This window comes from Acuticoccus sediminis (assembly GCF_003258595.1).
GTDB classification, from domain to species: domain Bacteria; phylum Pseudomonadota; class Alphaproteobacteria; order Rhizobiales; family Amorphaceae; genus Acuticoccus; species Acuticoccus sediminis.
This window is the reverse complement of record NZ_QHHQ01000001.1, coordinates 39,844-56,683: the sequence shown is the minus strand read 5'-3', so window position 1 is coordinate 56,683 and position 16,840 is coordinate 39,844. Positions and strand designations below refer to the sequence as shown.

12 protein-coding genes are annotated in these 16,840 nt (G+C 70.9%); 9 read left to right on the top strand and 3 right to left on the bottom strand.

Annotated elements, in window-relative coordinates:
- Positions 1-31: 31 nt before the first annotated feature.
- From treZ to DLJ53_RS00160, 9 genes are all read left to right on the top strand, one after another.
- Entirely contained in the window at positions 32-1,828 is a 1,797-nt protein-coding gene (gene treZ, locus DLJ53_RS00200; RefSeq protein ID WP_111341191.1) for a malto-oligosyltrehalose trehalohydrolase, read from the top strand.
- Positions 1,825-3,600 carry a 4-alpha-glucanotransferase gene (malQ, locus tag DLJ53_RS00195; protein WP_111341188.1) on the top strand — a complete coding sequence of 592 codons (1,776 nt, stop codon included), beginning with the start codon at positions 1,825-1,827 and terminating at the stop codon, positions 3,598-3,600. Before treZ ends, malQ begins: the two co-directional genes overlap by 4 nt.
- Positions 3,597-5,966, top strand: coding sequence for a malto-oligosyltrehalose synthase (gene treY / locus DLJ53_RS00190; protein ID WP_111341186.1), 2,370 nt, complete (start codon positions 3,597-3,599; stop codon positions 5,964-5,966). The genes malQ and treY overlap by 4 nt, the downstream gene beginning before the upstream one ends.
- A gap of 541 nt (positions 5,967-6,507) precedes the next feature.
- Complete coding sequence (locus DLJ53_RS00185; protein ID WP_111341183.1) at positions 6,508-7,749, top strand: porin; 1,242 nt, start codon at positions 6,508-6,510, stop codon at positions 7,747-7,749.
- A gap of 350 nt (positions 7,750-8,099) precedes the next feature.
- Positions 8,100-9,572, top strand: coding sequence for an ABC transporter substrate-binding protein (locus tag DLJ53_RS00180; RefSeq protein WP_111341180.1), 1,473 nt, complete (start codon positions 8,100-8,102; stop codon positions 9,570-9,572).
- Between the two features lie 13 nt (positions 9,573-9,585).
- Positions 9,586-10,527 (top strand): ABC transporter permease, encoded by a 942-nt coding sequence (locus DLJ53_RS00175; RefSeq protein WP_244934970.1) that lies wholly within the window; start codon positions 9,586-9,588, stop codon positions 10,525-10,527.
- Positions 10,524-11,324, top strand: a complete 801-nt coding sequence (locus DLJ53_RS00170) for an ABC transporter permease (RefSeq protein WP_111341177.1) — start codon at positions 10,524-10,526, stop codon at positions 11,322-11,324. The genes DLJ53_RS00175 and DLJ53_RS00170 overlap by 4 nt, the downstream gene beginning before the upstream one ends.
- A complete protein-coding gene (nikE, locus tag DLJ53_RS00165) occupies positions 11,324-12,838 on the top strand; it encodes a nickel ABC transporter ATP-binding protein NikE (protein ID WP_111341174.1) in 1,515 nt (504 codons plus the stop codon). The genes DLJ53_RS00170 and nikE overlap by 1 nt, the downstream gene beginning before the upstream one ends.
- Positions 12,828-13,454, top strand: a complete 627-nt coding sequence (locus DLJ53_RS00160) for a class II aldolase/adducin family protein (RefSeq protein ID WP_111341171.1) — start codon at positions 12,828-12,830, stop codon at positions 13,452-13,454. The genes nikE and DLJ53_RS00160 overlap by 11 nt, the downstream gene beginning before the upstream one ends.
- Positions 13,455-13,507: 53 nt before the next feature.
- On the opposite strand, the gene DLJ53_RS00155 is transcribed toward DLJ53_RS00160, so the two are convergent.
- From DLJ53_RS00155 to DLJ53_RS00145, 3 genes are all read right to left on the bottom strand, one after another.
- Positions 13,508-14,260, bottom strand: a complete 753-nt coding sequence (locus DLJ53_RS00155) for an SDR family oxidoreductase (RefSeq protein ID WP_111341168.1) — start codon at positions 14,258-14,260, stop codon at positions 13,508-13,510.
- Between the two features lie 185 nt (positions 14,261-14,445).
- Complete coding sequence (locus tag DLJ53_RS00150) at positions 14,446-15,885, bottom strand: TonB family protein (protein WP_111341166.1); 1,440 nt, start codon at positions 15,883-15,885, stop codon at positions 14,446-14,448.
- Positions 15,882-16,634 (bottom strand): MotA/TolQ/ExbB proton channel family protein, encoded by a 753-nt coding sequence (locus DLJ53_RS00145; RefSeq protein ID WP_111341163.1) that lies wholly within the window; start codon positions 16,632-16,634, stop codon positions 15,882-15,884. The genes DLJ53_RS00150 and DLJ53_RS00145 overlap by 4 nt, the downstream gene beginning before the upstream one ends.
- Positions 16,635-16,840 lie beyond the last annotated feature (206 nt).

The following is a 16,840-nucleotide window of genomic DNA, read 5'->3' as shown; positions in this document are numbered from 1 at the left end:
ATCATCCCGTCAGGACCACCGGGGAGACCTTGTGACGAACGCATCTCCGACCACCTGGGGTGCCACGGTTCTGGGCGACGGCCGCGCCCGGTTCCGTCTGTGGGCACCCGACGAGACCGCCCTGAAGCTGCGGACCGATGCCGGCGATCTTCCGATGAACCGGATCGAGGACGGCTGGTTCGAGCTGGTGACGGACGCCGTCCCCGTCGGCGGAAGCTACGCGTTCGTGCTCGACGACGGCTTCGTGGTGCCGGACCCGGCCGCCCGTGCCCAGGCGGGCGACGTCCACGGCCCGTCGAGGCTCGTCGACCCCGACGCCTACGTCTGGAAGACCGAGTGGGCCGGCCGGCCGTGGCGCGAGACCGTCATCTACGAGATGCACGTCGGCACCTTCACGCCCGAGGGGACCTTCCGCGCGGCGATCGAGAAGCTGCCCCACCTCGCCGCCATCGGCATCACGGCGGTGGAGGTCCTGCCGCTCGCCCAGTTCGGCGGCCGCCGCGGCTGGGGCTACGACGGCGTGCTCCTCTACGCGCCGCACGAGTGCTACGGCACGCCGGACGACTTCCGCGCCTTCGTCGACGCCGCGCACGCCGAAGGCCTGATGGTCTTTCTCGACGTCGTCTACAATCACTTCGGTCCGGACGGGAACTATCTCGGCAAGTACGCCAAGGAATTCTTCGACGCCGGCCGGCACACGCCCTGGGGCGCGGCCATCGCGTTCGACAACCCGGCCGTGCGGGCCTACTTCGTCGAGAACCCGATCTACTGGCTGACGGAGTTCCGGCTCGACGGGCTGCGTTTCGACGCCATCGACCACATCAAGGACCCGTCGGAAGAGCACATCCTCAGGATGATGGCGCGCAAGGTCCGCGAGGTCTTCGACCGCCCGGTCCACCTCCACACGGAGGACGAGAGGAACGTCGTCTTCCTGCACCCCTACGAGGGCGGCAAGCCGAAGCTCTTCACCGCCGAGTGGAACGACGACTATCACAACGTGATCCACCCGATCGCGACCGGCGACACCGAGGGCTACTACATCGACTTCACCGAGCATCGCTGGGAGAAGCTCGGCCGGGCGATGACCGAAGGGTTCATCTTTCAGGGCGAGCCGTCCAAGGGCCACAGCAACGAGCCGCGCGGCGAGGACTCCAGGGACCAGCCGCTGATCGCCTGCGTGGCGTTCAACCAGAACCACGACCAGGTCGGCAACCGCGCCTTCGGCGAACGCCTCATCGACCTCTCCGAGCGGGAGATGGTGGTCGTCTTCACCGCCGTCCTGCTTCTCTCGCCGCAGATTCCGCTGCTGTGGATGGGGGAGGAGTGGGGCGAGACCAACCCGTTCTGCTTCTTCTGCGATTTCGACGGCGAGCTCGCCGCCGCGGTGCGCAAGGGGCGGCGCAACGAGTTCTCGAAGTTCGACGCCTTCATCGACCCCGACTCGCGCGAGGACATTCCGGACCCCAACGCCCTCAGCACCTTCGAGGCGAGCCGCGTCGACTGGGCGAAGGCCGGGACCGCGGAGGGACGCGCCTGGCTCGCCCTCTACGCGACGCTGCTGGGCGTGCGTTCGCGCGAGATCGTGCCCCGCCTCACCGGCGAGGCGCCGAAGGTCGGCAAGGTGCTGCGGGCGGAGGACGGCGTCGTCGACGTCTCCTGGACCCTGGCGGACGGGTCGGTGATGTCGATGTACATCAACATGACGACCGAGGACGTCGGCCCGGTGCCGGAGGGCGAGGTGCTGGCGGCGGTGGCGGGCGGCGAACTCGTGGCGCAGCCGACGTCGCGCGCGGGTCACTCCGTCATCCTCACCCTGGACCGCGCATGACGATGGCGCTCGACGCCGCGGCCCGGGCGGCCGGCGTCGTCCTGGAGCGCCCGGGCGAGGACGCGGTGCCGGTCTCGGACGCCGCCAAGCGCGCCTTCGTCGACATCCTGGGCAAGCCGCCGAGCCTGCCCCCGACGGGCACCGGACCCGCCTACGTGCCCCCGTGGCTCGACACGGCGCGCGCGTTCGGCCTCGCGCTGCAGCTCTACCAGCTCCGCTCGCCGCGCAGCCTCGGCGTCGGCGACCTCGCCGACCTCAAGGCGCTGGTGCCGATGCTGGCGGACGCGGGGGTCGACTTCATCGGCCTCAACCCGCTCCATGCGCTCTTCACGGCGGCGCCCGAGCGCGCCTCGCCGTTCTCCCCGTCCGACCGGCGGCGCCTTAATCCGTTCATCATCGCCGTCGACGAGGTGCCCGGATTCCACCCCAATATGGCCGAGATGGTGCCCGTCCCCTCCATGATGGAGGAGGTCGACTACACCGCGGCCGCTCACGCCAAGCTCACCATCCTGGCGAAGATCCACCAGACGTGGCGTGCGGGCGATCCGTCGGTGCCGCAGGAGGCAAGGTCCGCCGCCGCCCGGTATGCGTCGACCTGCGGCAATGCCGTCACCGACTTCGCGCTGTTCGAGGCGCTGTCGCACCACATGGTCGCGAACGGGAAGGCCGCGGGCTGGACGGCGTGGCCGTCCCAGTACGTCGACCGGTCGAGCGCCGCCGTGCGCGCCTTCGCCGAGGCGCACCGCAACGAGATCGACTTTCACCTCTGGCTCCAGCATATCGCCGAGACGCAGCTCGCCGGGGCGCACGCAGCGTGCCTCGCCGCCGGAATGCGGATCGGACTTTACCTTGATTTGGCCGTAGGTGAGGCGCCGGACGGGGCCTCCACCTGGGCCGATCCGTCCCTCGCGATGCGAGGGCTGAGGATCGGCGCGCCGCCGGACCTCTTCTCGCTGGACGGGCAGGACTGGGGCCTCGCGCCGCTGTCGCCGACGGCGCTGGTGGAGCGCGACTTCGCCCCCTACCGCGCGGTGATGGACGCCGTGATGGGCGACGCCGGCGCCATGCGGATCGACCATGCGATGGGCCTGGAACGGCTCTGGCTGATCCCCGACGGCATGACCGCCGCGGAAGGCGCCTACGTGCGCCAGCCGAACCTCACCGACGAGGTGGTAGCCGCGACCCACGCCCACCGGGCGCTCGCCATCGGCGAGGACCTCGGCGTGGTGCCGCCCGGATTTCGCGAGCGGATGGCCGCGCGGCGACTGTTCTCGATGCGGATCGTCGCCTTCGAGCGGGGGCCGGGCGGCATGACGCCGCCCGCACGCTACCCTGCGGACGCGCTCGCCTGTCTCTCGACGCACGATATCGCTCCGCTGGAGGCATGGTGGCGCGGCGACGAGATCGACCTGCGCCTGACGCTCGGCCGGATCTCGGGCCGGGTGGCGGAGGTCGAGCATCGCGCCCGGCTCGGCGACAAGCGCGACATCCTGGCGATGGCGGGGCTGCCGCCAGCCCGCGCGTCCGGCGCGATCGACGACGCCATAATCGTCGCCTTCCACCGGCTCGGCGCCCGGACCGCCTCACGCCTCTTCGCCGTCAGGCTGGAGGACGTCGTCGGCGGGCGCCGCCTCGTCAACCTGCCGGGGACGGACCGCGAGCATCCCAACTGGCGCCGCACCCTGCCGCTGACCGTTGCCGAGATCGCCCGCTCGCCGCGCCTCGCCGCGACGCTGGCCGCCGTGCGCGAGGTGAGGGGAGGGGGACGATGATCGGCGCGACCTACCGGGTCCAGTTCCGCAACGGCTTCGGCTTCGAGGATGCCGCCGCCATCGTCCGGCACCTCGCGCGGGCCGGGATCACCCACCTCTACGCGTCGCCGATCTTCGCCGCGACGGCCGGCTCGACCCACGGCTACGACGTCACCGACCACAACGAGCTCGACCCGGAGCTCGGCGGCGAGGAGGGCTTCGCCGTGCTGGTCGAGGCGCTGGAGGCGGCGGGCGTCGGCCTCATCCTCGACATCGTGCCGAACCACATGGCCGCGTCGATGGAAAACCCTTGGTGGTGCGACGTCGCCATGCACGGCGAGCGGTCCGACTACGCCGGCCACTTCGACATCGACTGGAACGCCGGCAAGCTCATCCTGCCGATCCTCGGCAAGCCCTACGGCGAGGCTCTGGCGGACGGGGACATCGAGCGCGTCGAGAGCGAGGGTTCGGTCGTCCTCTCGGTTCCCGGTACCGACCTGCCGCTGGCGCCGGGGACGGAGCACATCAAGGACGTCCATGCGCTGCACGAGGCGCAGAACTATCGCCTTGCCTACTGGAGGCTGGGGCGCGACGGTCTCACCTATCGCCGCTTCTTCGAGGTGACGGGGCTGGTCGGCGTGCGGGTCGAGGATCCGGCCGTCTTCGACGACGTCCACCGCACCATCCTGCGCCTCGCGACGCTGGGCGTGGTGACGGGCCTCAGGGTCGACCACGTCGACGGTCTCGCCGACCCGGCGGGGTACCTCGCGCGCCTCGCCGAGCGCGCTGGCGTTCCCGTCCTGGTGGAGAAGATCCTCGAGGCGAGCGAGACGCTGCGCGACTGGCCGGTCGTCGGCACGACGGGCTACGAGTTCATCGCCGCGATGGCCGCGCTGTTCACCGACGGCGAAGGGCTCGAGACGCTCGACCAGGCCTACGGGGCGATCGCCCGCAACGACCTCGCGGCGATGACAAACGCGGCCAAGACGGTGATCCTGACGCGCAACCTCGCCGGCGAGCTGGAGCGCCTCACGGCGCTCGCCCTCACGTTGTTCGCGGACGACCTCTCTGCGCGCGACCACGGGACGGCGACCGTGCGGGAGGGGATCGTCGCGCTGATGAAGGGCCTCTCGGTCTATCGCACCTACCTGCCGAGCGACGACCCCGAGGACCGGGCGGTGCTCGCCGAGGCGCGGGCGGCCGCCACGTCGGCGCGGCTGGAGGACGAGCGCATCCTCGACGACCTCGTCGCGCTGCTGACCGCCGACCCCGAGGACGACCCGCACCCGGAGATTGCACGCGAGTTCATCGCCCGGTTCCAGCAGACGTCCGGCCCGCTGATGGCGAAGTCGCTCGAGGACACGCTGTTCTACCGCCACCACCGCCTCGTCGGCCTGAACGAGGTGGGGGGCGAGCTGGAGCCGGCCCTGGGGCCCGAGCGCTTCCTGAAGGTGGCCGCCGCCGACGGCCTCGCGACGACGCAGACGCACGACACCAAGCGCGGCGAGGATGCGCGCGCCCGCCTCTACGCCCTCTCCGATCCTGAGGCGGTGCCGATCTTCGAGGCGCTCTGGCCGACCTTCCCGGGCGAGGTGCCGGACAAGCTAAAGTGGGCGCTGGTGCAGATGCTGTTCGCGGCCGACCCGCTCGCGGAGGATCCCGACTTCACCGATCGTTTCCGCGAGACGGCGCTGAAGACCGTACGCGAGGCCAAGCAGCAGACGAGCTGGACCCGCACGCACGAGGGGTTCGAGAATCGCGTCGCCGAAGCGGCCGAGGCGGTGGCGGCAGAGCGGCACCGGCTCGCCCCGCTGGCGCCGGTGGCGCGGGCGGGCGCCGCCATCGGCCTCGGCCAGGCGCTCCTGAAGACGGTCGGCCGGCCGACGCCCGACATCTACCAGGGCTGCTTCGGCTGGGACTTCGCGATGGTCGATCCGGACAACCGGCGCCCGGTCGACTACGTTGCCGAAGAGCAATTGTGCAACGCCGCAATGGCCTCCGACCCGCCCTCGCTCGCCGCCGGATGGGAGTCGGGTGCAATCAAGGCGCGCATCCTCATCGAGGGGCTGGCCCTGCGCCGCGAACGGCCACGCCTGTTCGCCGGGACGGCGCTCACCAGGGTGGACTTGTCGGGCCCGGCCGCCGGCGCCTTCGCAGCGTTCGAGCGGCGGAGCGAGCGGGACTGGATGCTGGCGCTGGTGGCAACTCGGCCGATGGCGATGCTGGGCGCCGCGGGCCTGGGTCTCGCCCCCGACGCGCTGCGCGGACTGGGGCTGGCGGACGCTCACGGCCTGACCGATCGCCTCTCCGGCCGCCCGCTCGACGGGGAAGGCGGCCTGATGGCCGCGCTCGAGCATCTGCCCGTCGTCATCGCCACAAACTGGTAGTGCGGCGGCTGCTACGGCAGCTACAGGTCGTGTTGCATTTCGGCCATATCGCCCCGACCGGACCCGGTCCGGCGACGGGACCGCGCGGGAGCGATCAGCCCCGCCCCAGCCGATGCGGTAATCTCATGCGATATCGAGGACAGGGCCCGGCGCGACCGGCGGGCCGACCAGCAAGCGGATACCACCGTTGGCGGCATCGGATTATCCACAAAGGGGCACGTCCCCTCCCCCCGAAATCCTAATGGATCCTTGCCGTTTGGGGCGATTTTGTCCGGGTTGCGGGCGAAAACGTGTTGTCCGTGCAACATCGCAGATTGCGTGCGGGGTTCAGCGAGTTTCACCCGCACGCTTTCCGTTGCCGTGAGCGAGGCACCTGAGCAATGTGGCTTTGCGACGGGGCGGCAACGACCCCATCGCGGTTTGGGCGGGCCGCAGCGGCTTGATCAAATCAGTTGGAAGTCCGGCGACTTTCGGCCCTCGGGTCACCGCCGGAACGAAAGTCAAAGGGCCTCTACAAGTGAACATCTTTGGAGATCGAGACATGAACATTAAGCGTCTTGTCCTCGGCACGGCTGCGGGTGCTCTCGCGGTGACCGGGGCGCAGGCGGCGGACCTTCCGGTCGTCGTCGAGCCTGTCGAGTACGTTCGCATCTGCGACGCCTACGGCACGGGCTTTTACTACATCCCGGGTACGGAGACCTGCCTGCGCGTTGCCGGCCGTATCCGTGCCGACTACCAGTTCTTCGGTGACCTCTCCGCCGACGGTGGCGACTACGAGATCACCAACCGTGGTTACGACCGTGACAACGAGCGTGGCTACCGCTTCCGTGCTCGTGCGTACCTCTACCTCGACTCCCGCACGTCCACCGAGTTCGGTCTTCTGCGTACCTTCACCGAACTGCAGTGGAACTGGGAAGACGGTAACTCTTTCCAGCAGACGGACGTCGAGCGCGCCTTCATCCAGTTCGGCGGCCTGACCTTCGGTAACACCCGTTCGTTCTGGGACTACAGCGACGCCTTCTTCGGTTCGCAGTTCTTCTGGGAAGCCCCGACGTCTGACCATCACACGATGGTTGCGGCCTACACCGCCGCGTTCGGCAACGGCTTCTCCGCTTCGCTGTCGATCGAAGACTCCAGCAGCCGCCAGCTCGGCATCCAGTCCGACATCGACGTCGGCAGCGGTGATGATGAGGCGTACGACAAGACGGCCTGGGTTCCGGATCTGGTCGCGAACATCCGCGTCGATCAGGGCTGGGGTTCGGCTCAGATCATGGGCTTCGTCGGCTACCGTGAGGCCGGTCGCCTGAACGGCAACGGCATCTACTCTGACTCCGAGAGCGAGATCGCTTACGGTGTCGGCGGTGGCGTGACCATCAACGTTCCGTTCGGCACGGACACCACGGTCGGCATCCAGGCGGCTTACTCGCATGGTTCGGCGGCCTACGTGAACGAGACGCCGGTTGCTGACGTGATCGACGGCTACTGGAACGACGCTTCGGGTAACTTCGACCTGACAGACGCCTTCTCGGTCGCCGGTGGTTTCTCCACCAGCTTCACGCCGGCTCTGTCCTACACCCTGGGCGGCGGTTACGCTTACTACGACCAGGCCAACGACTCCGACGCTGGCGACATCCAGAGCATCACGGTTGACGGCATGCTCTCCTACGAGATCGTCTCCGGCTTCGTCTTCGCCGGTGGTCTGCAGTACAAGTACGTCGACACCGACCACCTCGGTGACGGTAACGCTCTGGCCGGCTTCCTCCGCGCTCAGCGTACCTTCTAATTCCATCCTTTCCCCCGGATGGAGGGCCCGGCGGCAACGCCGGGCCCTTTTTCGTTTTCAGGGCAGCGAGCATAAGAAAAAAGGCCCGGCAGCCGAAACTGCCGAACCTCGCGGGGCGCGCCTGCCCAATGCCATCCATTCCCCCGGATGGTGCCGCTGCAACACTGCTGCGACGCAAAAACTCATACCATAACCCGGTAGCGAATGCGAAGTTCCATTGCGTGTTGCAAATGGATCACGCTTAACGCTTTGCCAACAGCCGGGTCCTTATGGCGCGTATCGGAACCTCTATGGTGCCGCGCCGAGCCTCGCGCTACACCTGCCTCGACCACGAAATATCGGGGCACGTCATGCTCAGCCGTCTTTGTCTCGCCGTTGCGCTCCTCGTCCTCCCGCTCAGTGCGATGGCCCAGGTTGAACGACCGCTCGTCGTCGGAATGGCCCTCGAGCCACCGCATCTCGATCCCACCGCCGGCGCCGCCGCGGCCATCGACGAGGTGCTCTATGACAATGTCTTCCAGGGCCTGACCCAGATCGCGGCGGACGGCACCGTGCAGCCGCAGCTCGCCACCGGCTGGGAGGTCGCGGACGACGGCATGTCCTGGACCTTCACCCTGCGCGAAGGCGTCACCTTCCACGACGGCAAGCCGTTCGACGCCTCGGTCGCGAAGTTCGCGCTGGACCGCTTCCGGGCGGCGGGCGCCGAGAATGCACAGCCGCAGCTCTTCGCCGCCATCGATTCGGTCGAGGCGGTCGATCCGACCACCCTGAAGATCACCCTGTCGCGCCCCGACGCGAACCTCCCGTACTCGCTCGGCTGGGGTGACGCGGTGATGGTCCATCCTGACAGCGCCGACGGCAACAAGCAGGCCCCGGTCGGGACCGGACCGTTCATGTTCGAGGACTGGCGCCGCGGCGACCGCGTGATTCTCACCCGCTACGACGGCTACTGGGGCGAGCCCGCGCGCGTGCCGCGGGTGGAGTTCGCCTTCGTTTCCGACCCCGGAACCGCGCTCGCCTCGCTGCTCGCCGGCGACGTCAACGCCTACCCGAACTTCCCCGCGCCGGAGCAGGTCCCGGTGCTGGAGGCGAACGAGAGCTTCACGGTCGAGATCGGCACCACCGAGGGCGAGGTGATCCTGGCGATCAATTCCGCCCGCGCCCCGTTCGACAAGCTGGAGGTGCGCCAGGCGATCTCCGCCGCGATCAACCGCGACGTGCTGATCGCGGGCGCGATGTACGGTGCCGGGACGCCGATCGGCTCGCACATGCCGCCGCACAATCCGGCCTATATCGACCTCACCGGCGTGAACGGCTACGACCCCGACCGGGCCAGGGCCCTGCTCGCCGACGCGGGCGTCACCAACCTTTCGCTGACGATCACCCTGCCGCCGCCGGCTTACGCCCGCCGCTCCGGCGAGCTCATCGCCGCGCAGCTCCGGCAGGTCGGAATCGACGTTTCGCTGAAGCCGGTGGAGTGGGCCGAGTGGCTGTCCTCGGCCTTCAAGGGCAAGGACTACGATCTCACCATCGTCGCCCACACCGAACCCAACGACATCGGCATCTATGGCCGTCCGGACTACTACTTCCACGTGGCAAACGCCCGGCTGGATGAGGTTCTGGCCAAACTCGGCACCGAGGCGGACCCCGACGCGCGGATCGGCCTGCTGCAGGAGGCGCAGAAGCTGATCGCCGACGATGCCGTGAACGCATTCCTGTTCGTCCTGCCGAAGATCGGCGTCTGGGACGCGCGGCTGACCGGCTTCTGGCACGACTCCCCCATCCAGGCGAACGACGTCACGCACGTCGAATGGAAGGAGTGACCGGGCGGCATCCGTGGGGGCATTGACGCGCCTCGCCCAGCTCCTCGGCACACTCCTCGTGGCCAGCGCCATCGTCTTCGTGGCGATGAGCGTGCTGCCCGGGGACGCGGCCCAGCTTCGCCTCGGCATGAACGCCGAGCCCGAGGCCGTCGCGGCGCTCCGGGCGGAGATGGGGCTGGACAAGCCTGTACCGGAGCGCTTCGTGCGCTGGCTCGGCGGCGTCGCCACCGGGGACTTCGGCATGTCCGGCACCTACGACGTCCCGGTGGTCGAACTCATGGCGGAGCGGGCCGAGGTGTCGGTGCCGCTCGCGCTGCTGGCGCTCGCCCTGTCGGTGGGGGTCGCGCTGCCGATGGGGCTCCTCGCCGCCATCCGCCGCGGCCGCCTCCCGGACCGGCTGGTGCAGACGGCCGCGCAGGTGGGCCTCTCCATCCCCGCGCTGTGGCTGGGGCTACTCTTTATATATACGTTCGCCGTCTACCTCCGCTGGGCGCCTTCCGGTGGCTTTCCCGGATGGCAGGCGGGTCTGTGGCCCGGCCTCGGCGCGCTGGCCCTGCCGGCGATCGCGCTGGCGATCCCGCAGGCGTCGATCCTGACCCGCATCGTGCGCACCGCGGTCACCGAGGCGATGGACGAGGACTACGTCGCGCTCGCCAGAGCCAAGGGGCGGCGCGAGGCGGGGGCGGTGATCGTCCACGCGCTCCCGAACGCCTGGGCGCCGATCCTCACGATCGTCGGCATGCAGTTCGGCTTCCTCGTGGCGGGGGCCATCGTGATCGAGACCGTGTTCAACCTGCCCGGCCTCGGGCGGCTGCTGTTCCAGGCCGTGGCGCAGCGTGACGTGACGCTCGTGCAGGGCATCTGCCTCGTGGTCGTCGCGACGGTCGTCGTGGTCAACGCGCTCTGCGACGCGATCGCGGCGTGGACCAACCCGCGGCAGAGGAGCGCCGCATGAGGCTCGCCGCCGCGCTCGTCCTCGCGGTCGTCGTCGCGGCCGCGCTCGCCGCGCTGGTCTGGACGCCCTATCCGGTCGACGGGTTCGACATGGCGCACCGGTTCGCCATGCCGGCGCTCACCCACCCGCTCGGCACCGACCATTACGGCCGGGACATCCTCTCCATGCTGATGGCGGGGGCGCGGACCTCGCTGGGCGTCGGGGCCGGGGCGATCCTCATCGGGGTCGGGATCGGCGCGCCGTTGGGGCTCGCGGCCGCATCCTCCGGCCGCCTCGGCAATTCGGTGCTGATGCTGGGCGGGGACATCGTGTTCGCCTTCCCGGCGCTGATCGTCGCCGCGATCCTCACCACCTTCTACGGACCGTCGGCGCTCAACGCGCTGATCGCGATCGGTATTTTCAACATTCCCGTGTTCATGCGGCTGACCGCCTCGTCCGCGCGCCGGGTGCTGGCGCTCGACTTCGTCGACGCGGCACGCCTCGCGGGGAAGGGGCGCGCCCGCATCGCGGTTGAGCACGTGGCGCCGCTCGTGGCACCCCTCGTCATGACGCAGGCGGCGACGCAGTTCGCCATCGCCATCCTCGCCGAGGCGAGCCTTTCGTACGTCGGTCTCGGCGCGCAGCCGCCGACCGTCTCGTGGGGCCGCATGCTGGCCGAGGCGCAGACGCTGATCGCACTCGCGCCGCAGCTCGCCGTCTGGCCGGGCCTCGCCATCGTCGTCACGGTGCTCGCGGCCACCACCCTCGGCGAGGCGTTCAACCGCCGTCTCGACCCGCGTTTCGCCGGCGGCGCCTGATGCTCGAGCTGGAACGGCTGACCGCGAGGGCCGGTGGCGACACCCTCGTCCGGGACATCTCGCTGCGGATCGGGGCGGGGGAGCGTGTCGCCATCGTCGGCGCCTCCGGCTCGGGCAAGTCGCTGACGGCGCGGGCGATGCTGGCGCTGCCGCCGGCGGGCGTGCGGTACACCGGCACCGTCCGGATCGACGGGCGGGAGCTCCTCGGGATGCCCGACCGCGAGGTGGCGAGGCTGCGCGGCGCGGTCGTGTCGATGGTGTTCCAGGAACCGGCGACGGCACTCAATCCGGTCAAGCGGATCGGCTCGCAGATCGACGAGGCGATCCGCCTCCATACCGACACGCCCTCGCGCGAGCGCGCGCGCATGGTGATGGAACTCCTCGACCGGACCGGTCTCACCGACGCCGGCGTCGGGCCGGAGCGCTACCCGCATCAGCTCTCGGGCGGGCAGCGTCAGCGCGTCGCGATCGCCATCGCGGTGGCACTCTCGCCCCGCCTCGTCGTCGCCGACGAGCCGACGAGCGCGCTCGACGCCGTGACCTCGTTGCGTGTTCTCGACCTTCTCGAGCGGCTGACCGCGGAGCGGGGCACCGCGCTCGTCCTCATCACCCACGACCTCTCCGTCGCACGGCGTGCGGGGCGGGTCGTCGTCATGGCGGACGGGGCAATCGCGGAGGAGGGGGCCGATGCACTGACCCATCCCCGCAGCGAAGCGGGCCGCGCGCTCGCCGCCTCGCGCGTCGTCACGCTGCCGCCGCGGCCCGATGCGGCGCCGCGCGCGCCGGTGCTGGAGGCGGAAAACATCCGTGTCGCGCGCGGCGGGCGGGCGATCGTCAAGGGCGTGTCGTTCGCGGTGGAGCCGGGTGAGCGGATCGCGCTGGTCGGCGGGTCGGGCAGCGGCAAGACGACCCTGGTCCGCGCCATGCTCGGCCTCCTGCCGATGGAAGGCGCGCTGACGCTCGCCGGCACGCCCGTCGCGCCCGGTTCGCCGATCCTGCGCCGCGACGCGCAGATGGTCTTCCAGGATCCGGCGACGAGCTTCAACCCCCGCCACACGGTGCTGCGGATCGTGACCGAGCCGCTTCATGCGACGACGCTGTCGCGGGCCGAGCGCAGGGCGCGGGCGGTCGAGGCGCTGGAACGCGTCGGCCTCCCGCCGGAGGCGCTGCAGCGGCGGCCGCACGCGTTCTCGGGCGGGCAGCGCCAGCGCATCGCCATCGCCCGCGCGCTGGTCGCCGGGCCGAAGGTGCTGCTCGCGGACGAGCCGGTCTCGGCGCTCGACGCGGCGCTGCGGGGGCAGATCGTGGCGCTGTTCGACCGCCTGTCGCGCGAGGACAGCCTCGCCCTCGTCTTCATCGCGCACGACCTCGCCCTGGTCCGCACGCTCGCCGATCGTATCATGGTGATGGACGACGGCGTGGTGGTAGAGGAGGGGACGCCGGAGGAGATCTTCGAGCGCCCGCAACACCCGTCGACGAAAGCCCTGGTGGAGGAGGCCGACGATGTCCCATAAGGCCGAGCGCGCCGCCCTCGTCACCGCCTACCGGACACTGCTCGCGGAGGGGCTCATCGTCGGCAGCGCCGGGAACGTCTCGGTGCGAATCGAGGACGGGCTGCTCATCACCCCCAGCGCCGTGCCGGCGGCGGAGATGGAGCCGGCGGACATCGCCGTGGTGCCGTTCGACGGCGAGGCGACCGGCAGGCCCTCGTCCGAATGGCGCTTCCACCGCGACCTGTTCCTCGCCCGGCCGGACCTCAAGGCGGTGGTGCACACCCATTCGCCGAACGCGACGGCCATCGCGACGCTGCGCAAGCCGATCCCGGCGTCGCACTACATGGTGGCGATGGCCGGCGGCAAGGAGATCCCGCTCGCCCCCTACGCCACCTTCGGCACGCAGGCCCTGTCGGAGGCGATCTGCGCGACCATGGCGCGCGTCAACGCCTGCCTCCTCTCCAACCACGGCGTGGTCGCGGCGGGGGTCAATCTCGCGAAGGCGATGGACCTGGCGCGCGAGGTGGAGCTTCTCGCCAGCGTCTACCGGATGGCGCTCGCCGCCGGCGAACCGGTGATCCTGCCGGACGACGAGATGGACCGCGTGCTGGACGCCTTCAAGGACTACGGCCGCTAGGGCGGCTCGCTCGGACGGCCGCCCGGTCCGGGGACCGGGCGGGACCGGTGGCCTCAGCGGCCGCCGCTGACGTCGAGGTTGCCGCCCATCACGTAGGACGCCGACTCCGACAGGAGGTACATGATCGCCTCGGCGACCTCCTCGGCAGAGCCGACGCGGCGCGCCGGAATCGCCGCCACCGCACGCTCGGCCCGGCCGGGGTCGCCGGCGGTCGCGTGGATCTCGGTGTCGATCATCCCCGGCGAGACGGCGTTGACGCGGATTCCCTCGCCCGCGACCTCGCGCGCGAGGCCGACGGTGAGGCTGTCCATCGCGCCCTTGCTGGCCGCGTACCAGACGAAGTCGTTGGCGCTGCCGAGCCGCGCCGCCACCGACGAGAGGATGACGATCGCCCCGCCGCTGCCGCCGTGCCTGGTGGACATGCGCTTCACCGCCGCCTGCAGTGTGAGGAGCGCGCCGGTCACGTTGAGGTCGACGACCTGGCGCAGCATGGCGGGATCCGCGTCGTCGAGCCGGCCGACACGGCCGGTCATTCCGGCATTGCAGACGAAGTGCGTCAGGCGGCCGAAGCGCTCGTCGATTTTGGCGAAGAGGGCGGCGATGTCCTCGTCCTTCGAGACGTCCGCCTGATAGGCCTCGGCCCGCGCGCCCATGCCGCGCAGCTCGGCGACCAGCGCCTCGGCGGCGGTGGCGTCGCGGACGTAGTTGACGACGACGTCGAACCCGGCCGCAGCGGCCTTCCGGCACGTGGCCGCGCCGATACCGCGACCGCCCCCGGTCACGAGAAGAACGGGTCGGTCAGCCATAAAGTGCTCCTGTCGATCGATGCGCGCGCGCGGGCGGGCGGGACGTTCGCCCGAAGCATAGGATCAGCTCTGGACCGAACCAACCGCTTCGATGTGACCGGCCGTCGCTTTCTGCCGCCGCGCCGTCCCGCCTGCACGGCGCTGCCATCTCCGCTGCCATACCCGGCGGCGGTCGAACGCGGGCGTCAGCGGACCCGGATCGGGACCGAGACGGAGAACGAGTTCCCGGCGACGAGTGCGGGCAGGCGGGGGAAGTCGTTGTAGGCTGCGGAGAGCACGGCCCTGTCCAGCGACGCGTTGCCGGATGGGGTGGTGATCTCCGCGCCGATCAGCCGGCCGTCGCGTCCGATCGTCACCGTCACGATGGCCGTTCCCGCACCGACCTGGCCGAGGCGGGCGGCGCTGAAGAAGGCGCGACCGACGATCGCGCGGACCGCCCGCGCGTATGAGGCCTCCTCGCCGTCGGAGGATCCGGAGGCAGTGGCGGCGGCCGTCCGCGTCGGCTCCTGCGTGGCCTGCGGCCGGGCGGCTGCGCGCTCGGACGCCGGTTCGGGGTTCGGCTGCGGTACGGGAACGGCCTCCAGCGCGCTGGGGTCGGCCTGCGAGAACGTCGACCTGCGGGCACCGGCGCCGGGGCGCGGGGTGGGGAACGGGTAGAACGTGTCCGCCGGGCGCTCCGTCGTCTCGCCGGCGGTCGAGGTGCCGGCGTCGGCGTCCGGCTGCGCCTCCACCGCCTCCTGCGCGGCGATGTCCGGGAGGGCAGCCGCGAGGTCGGTGCTGGCGCCGCTCACGACCTCGAACGCGGAGCGGATATCCGGCAGCGCCAGCGAGGGCTGCGCGGGCGCGGGCGTGCCGGGATCGTCGGTGGGCGTGCCGCCCGGGTCGGCGTTCGCGGGGCCCTCGGCGGGGATCGGATCGTCCGTCGCGGCGTCGCTGGTCTCCGGGGCGGCGACGTCCTGCGGCGCGGCCTCGGTGGCGTCGGGTGGCGGGGGTGGAGGATCGGCCGGCTCTTCGGCGGTTTCCTCCGGTGTCTCGGGTGCGGGCTCGGCCTCGGGCGGGGCCGCCTCCTCGACACTCGCCGGGTTGGAGGCCTCGCCGTCGACCAGCGAGGTGAACGTGGCGTCGAGGTCCGGGACGTCGAATTCCTCCGGCGGGGCCATCGGCTCGGAGGGGTCGTCGGCCGTGTCCTCCACCTGCTTCTGCGGCAGGAGGTTGGCGGCGGTCTCGGCCTCCTGCGCGCCCTGGGTCTCGGGGGCCGGCTGGTCCGCCGCCTCCGGCTCCTGCGCGGTCTCCGGTTCGCCCTCCATCGGCGAGGGCGGCGCGTCGGTCTCGTCTGCCTTCGCGCCGTCCTCCTCGGCGGTGTCGGACTCGGCCTGGTTCTCGCCGAGGAGCGCCTCCAGGCTGTCGGGCGACAGTACGATCGGGACGGTGTTCGCCGCCTCCTGCTGCTCGGTCTGCTCCGCCTTGCGGTTGAAGTCGACGAAGAACGCCAGGTGCGCCACGACGGCGATCGCGAGAGCGACGCTCCAGATCCAGGTCGCGCGGGCACGGCGCGCGGCCCTCGGCTGAAGGCCGCCGGCGTCGAGGATCGACAGCGTGCGCGTGCGGTGGCGGTGTGGCGTCATCGGCTGCGGATCGGCCGTCGGGGCCTGGGCGAGCCGGTCGCTGGACCGGCGGGCGGTACGGTGTCCGCCTCATGGGCGCCACGGCCGCGCCTGCCGGGCCGCTCCTCGGGGAGGGCGCCGGTGAAGAGCGCGGTGACGAGGCCTTCGATGGCGATCTCCTCGCTTTCGAGGCGCCCCTCGAACCACGCCGTGAGCACCGAGGCGGGCATCGCCACGGCAAGACCCACCGCCGTCGTCAGCAGCGCCACCCAGATGCCGCCGGCGAGGACGGACGGGTCGACGCTGGCGCCCCGGTCCTCCAGCGCGCGGAACGCCTCGATCATGCCGAGAACGGTACCGAAGAGGCCGAGGAGCGGGGCGATCTGGGCGATGATGTCGAGCAGTCCGGTCATCGCGCGGAGCCGGTGGAGGCGCAGGATGGCGACGGCCTCGGTTGCGTCGCGCGCCGCCTCGGGTGCCATCGCGGCGGAGGCGTCGATCGCGTAGCGAACGATCTGCGCGCTCACCGGCCCGGACGCCCGGCGGCGGGCGGCGGGCGCGTCGCCTGCGAGGTAGAGCTGCACCGCCTCGCGGGCGGGCTGGTGGCGCCCGACCCCGGCGGTGACGAACGCGATGATCTTCGCGAGCGCGATGGTCGCGACCGCCACGGAGAGGCCGAGCAACAGGAGGACGACCGGTCCGCCGAGCTCCAGCAGGTCGGCGAGACCGTTGAACTCCACCGAGGATAGGATGTCCCTGATCCCGTCCATGATCTCCCCGAACGGGCGGCCCGCGCGGGACCTCCCTGGTTGCCGCTGTCGGAACGACCCGGGCGCCGGCGAGCGGCCCGGTCCTCCCGTGGCGGAGCGGGTGCCGGACGGCCGAGCCGGGTGCCGACGTCCGCTCCGAAGGTCTGCCCGTCCCGTCTAGCCTCGCGCGGTGCCCCGATGGCAAGGGCAATCCGCTCCACGGTCCA

What these genes read in the sequence shown, in the direction of transcription:
- malQ (WP_111341188.1), top strand. Translation starts at nt 1,825, where the DNA reads ATGACGATGGCGCTCGACGCCGCGGCCCGGGCGGCCGGCGTCGTCCTG.
- treY (WP_111341186.1), top strand. Translation starts at nt 3,597, where the DNA reads ATGATCGGCGCGACCTACCGGGTCCAGTTCCGCAACGGCTTCGGCTTC.
- DLJ53_RS00185 (WP_111341183.1), top strand. Translation starts at nt 6,508, where the DNA reads ATGAACATTAAGCGTCTTGTCCTCGGCACGGCTGCGGGTGCTCTCGCG.
- DLJ53_RS00180 (WP_111341180.1), top strand. Translation starts at nt 8,100, where the DNA reads ATGCTCAGCCGTCTTTGTCTCGCCGTTGCGCTCCTCGTCCTCCCGCTC.
- DLJ53_RS00170 (WP_111341177.1), top strand. Translation starts at nt 10,524, where the DNA reads ATGAGGCTCGCCGCCGCGCTCGTCCTCGCGGTCGTCGTCGCGGCCGCG.
- nikE (WP_111341174.1), top strand. Translation starts at nt 11,324, where the DNA reads ATGCTCGAGCTGGAACGGCTGACCGCGAGGGCCGGTGGCGACACCCTC.
- DLJ53_RS00160 (WP_111341171.1), top strand. Translation starts at nt 12,828, where the DNA reads ATGTCCCATAAGGCCGAGCGCGCCGCCCTCGTCACCGCCTACCGGACA.
- DLJ53_RS00155 (WP_111341168.1), bottom strand. Translation starts at nt 14,260, where the DNA reads ATGGCTGACCGACCCGTTCTTCTCGTGACCGGGGGCGGTCGCGGTATC.
- DLJ53_RS00150 (WP_111341166.1), bottom strand. Translation starts at nt 15,885, where the DNA reads ATGACGCCACACCGCCACCGCACGCGCACGCTGTCGATCCTCGACGCC.
- DLJ53_RS00145 (WP_111341163.1), bottom strand. Translation starts at nt 16,634, where the DNA reads ATGGACGGGATCAGGGACATCCTATCCTCGGTGGAGTTCAACGGTCTC.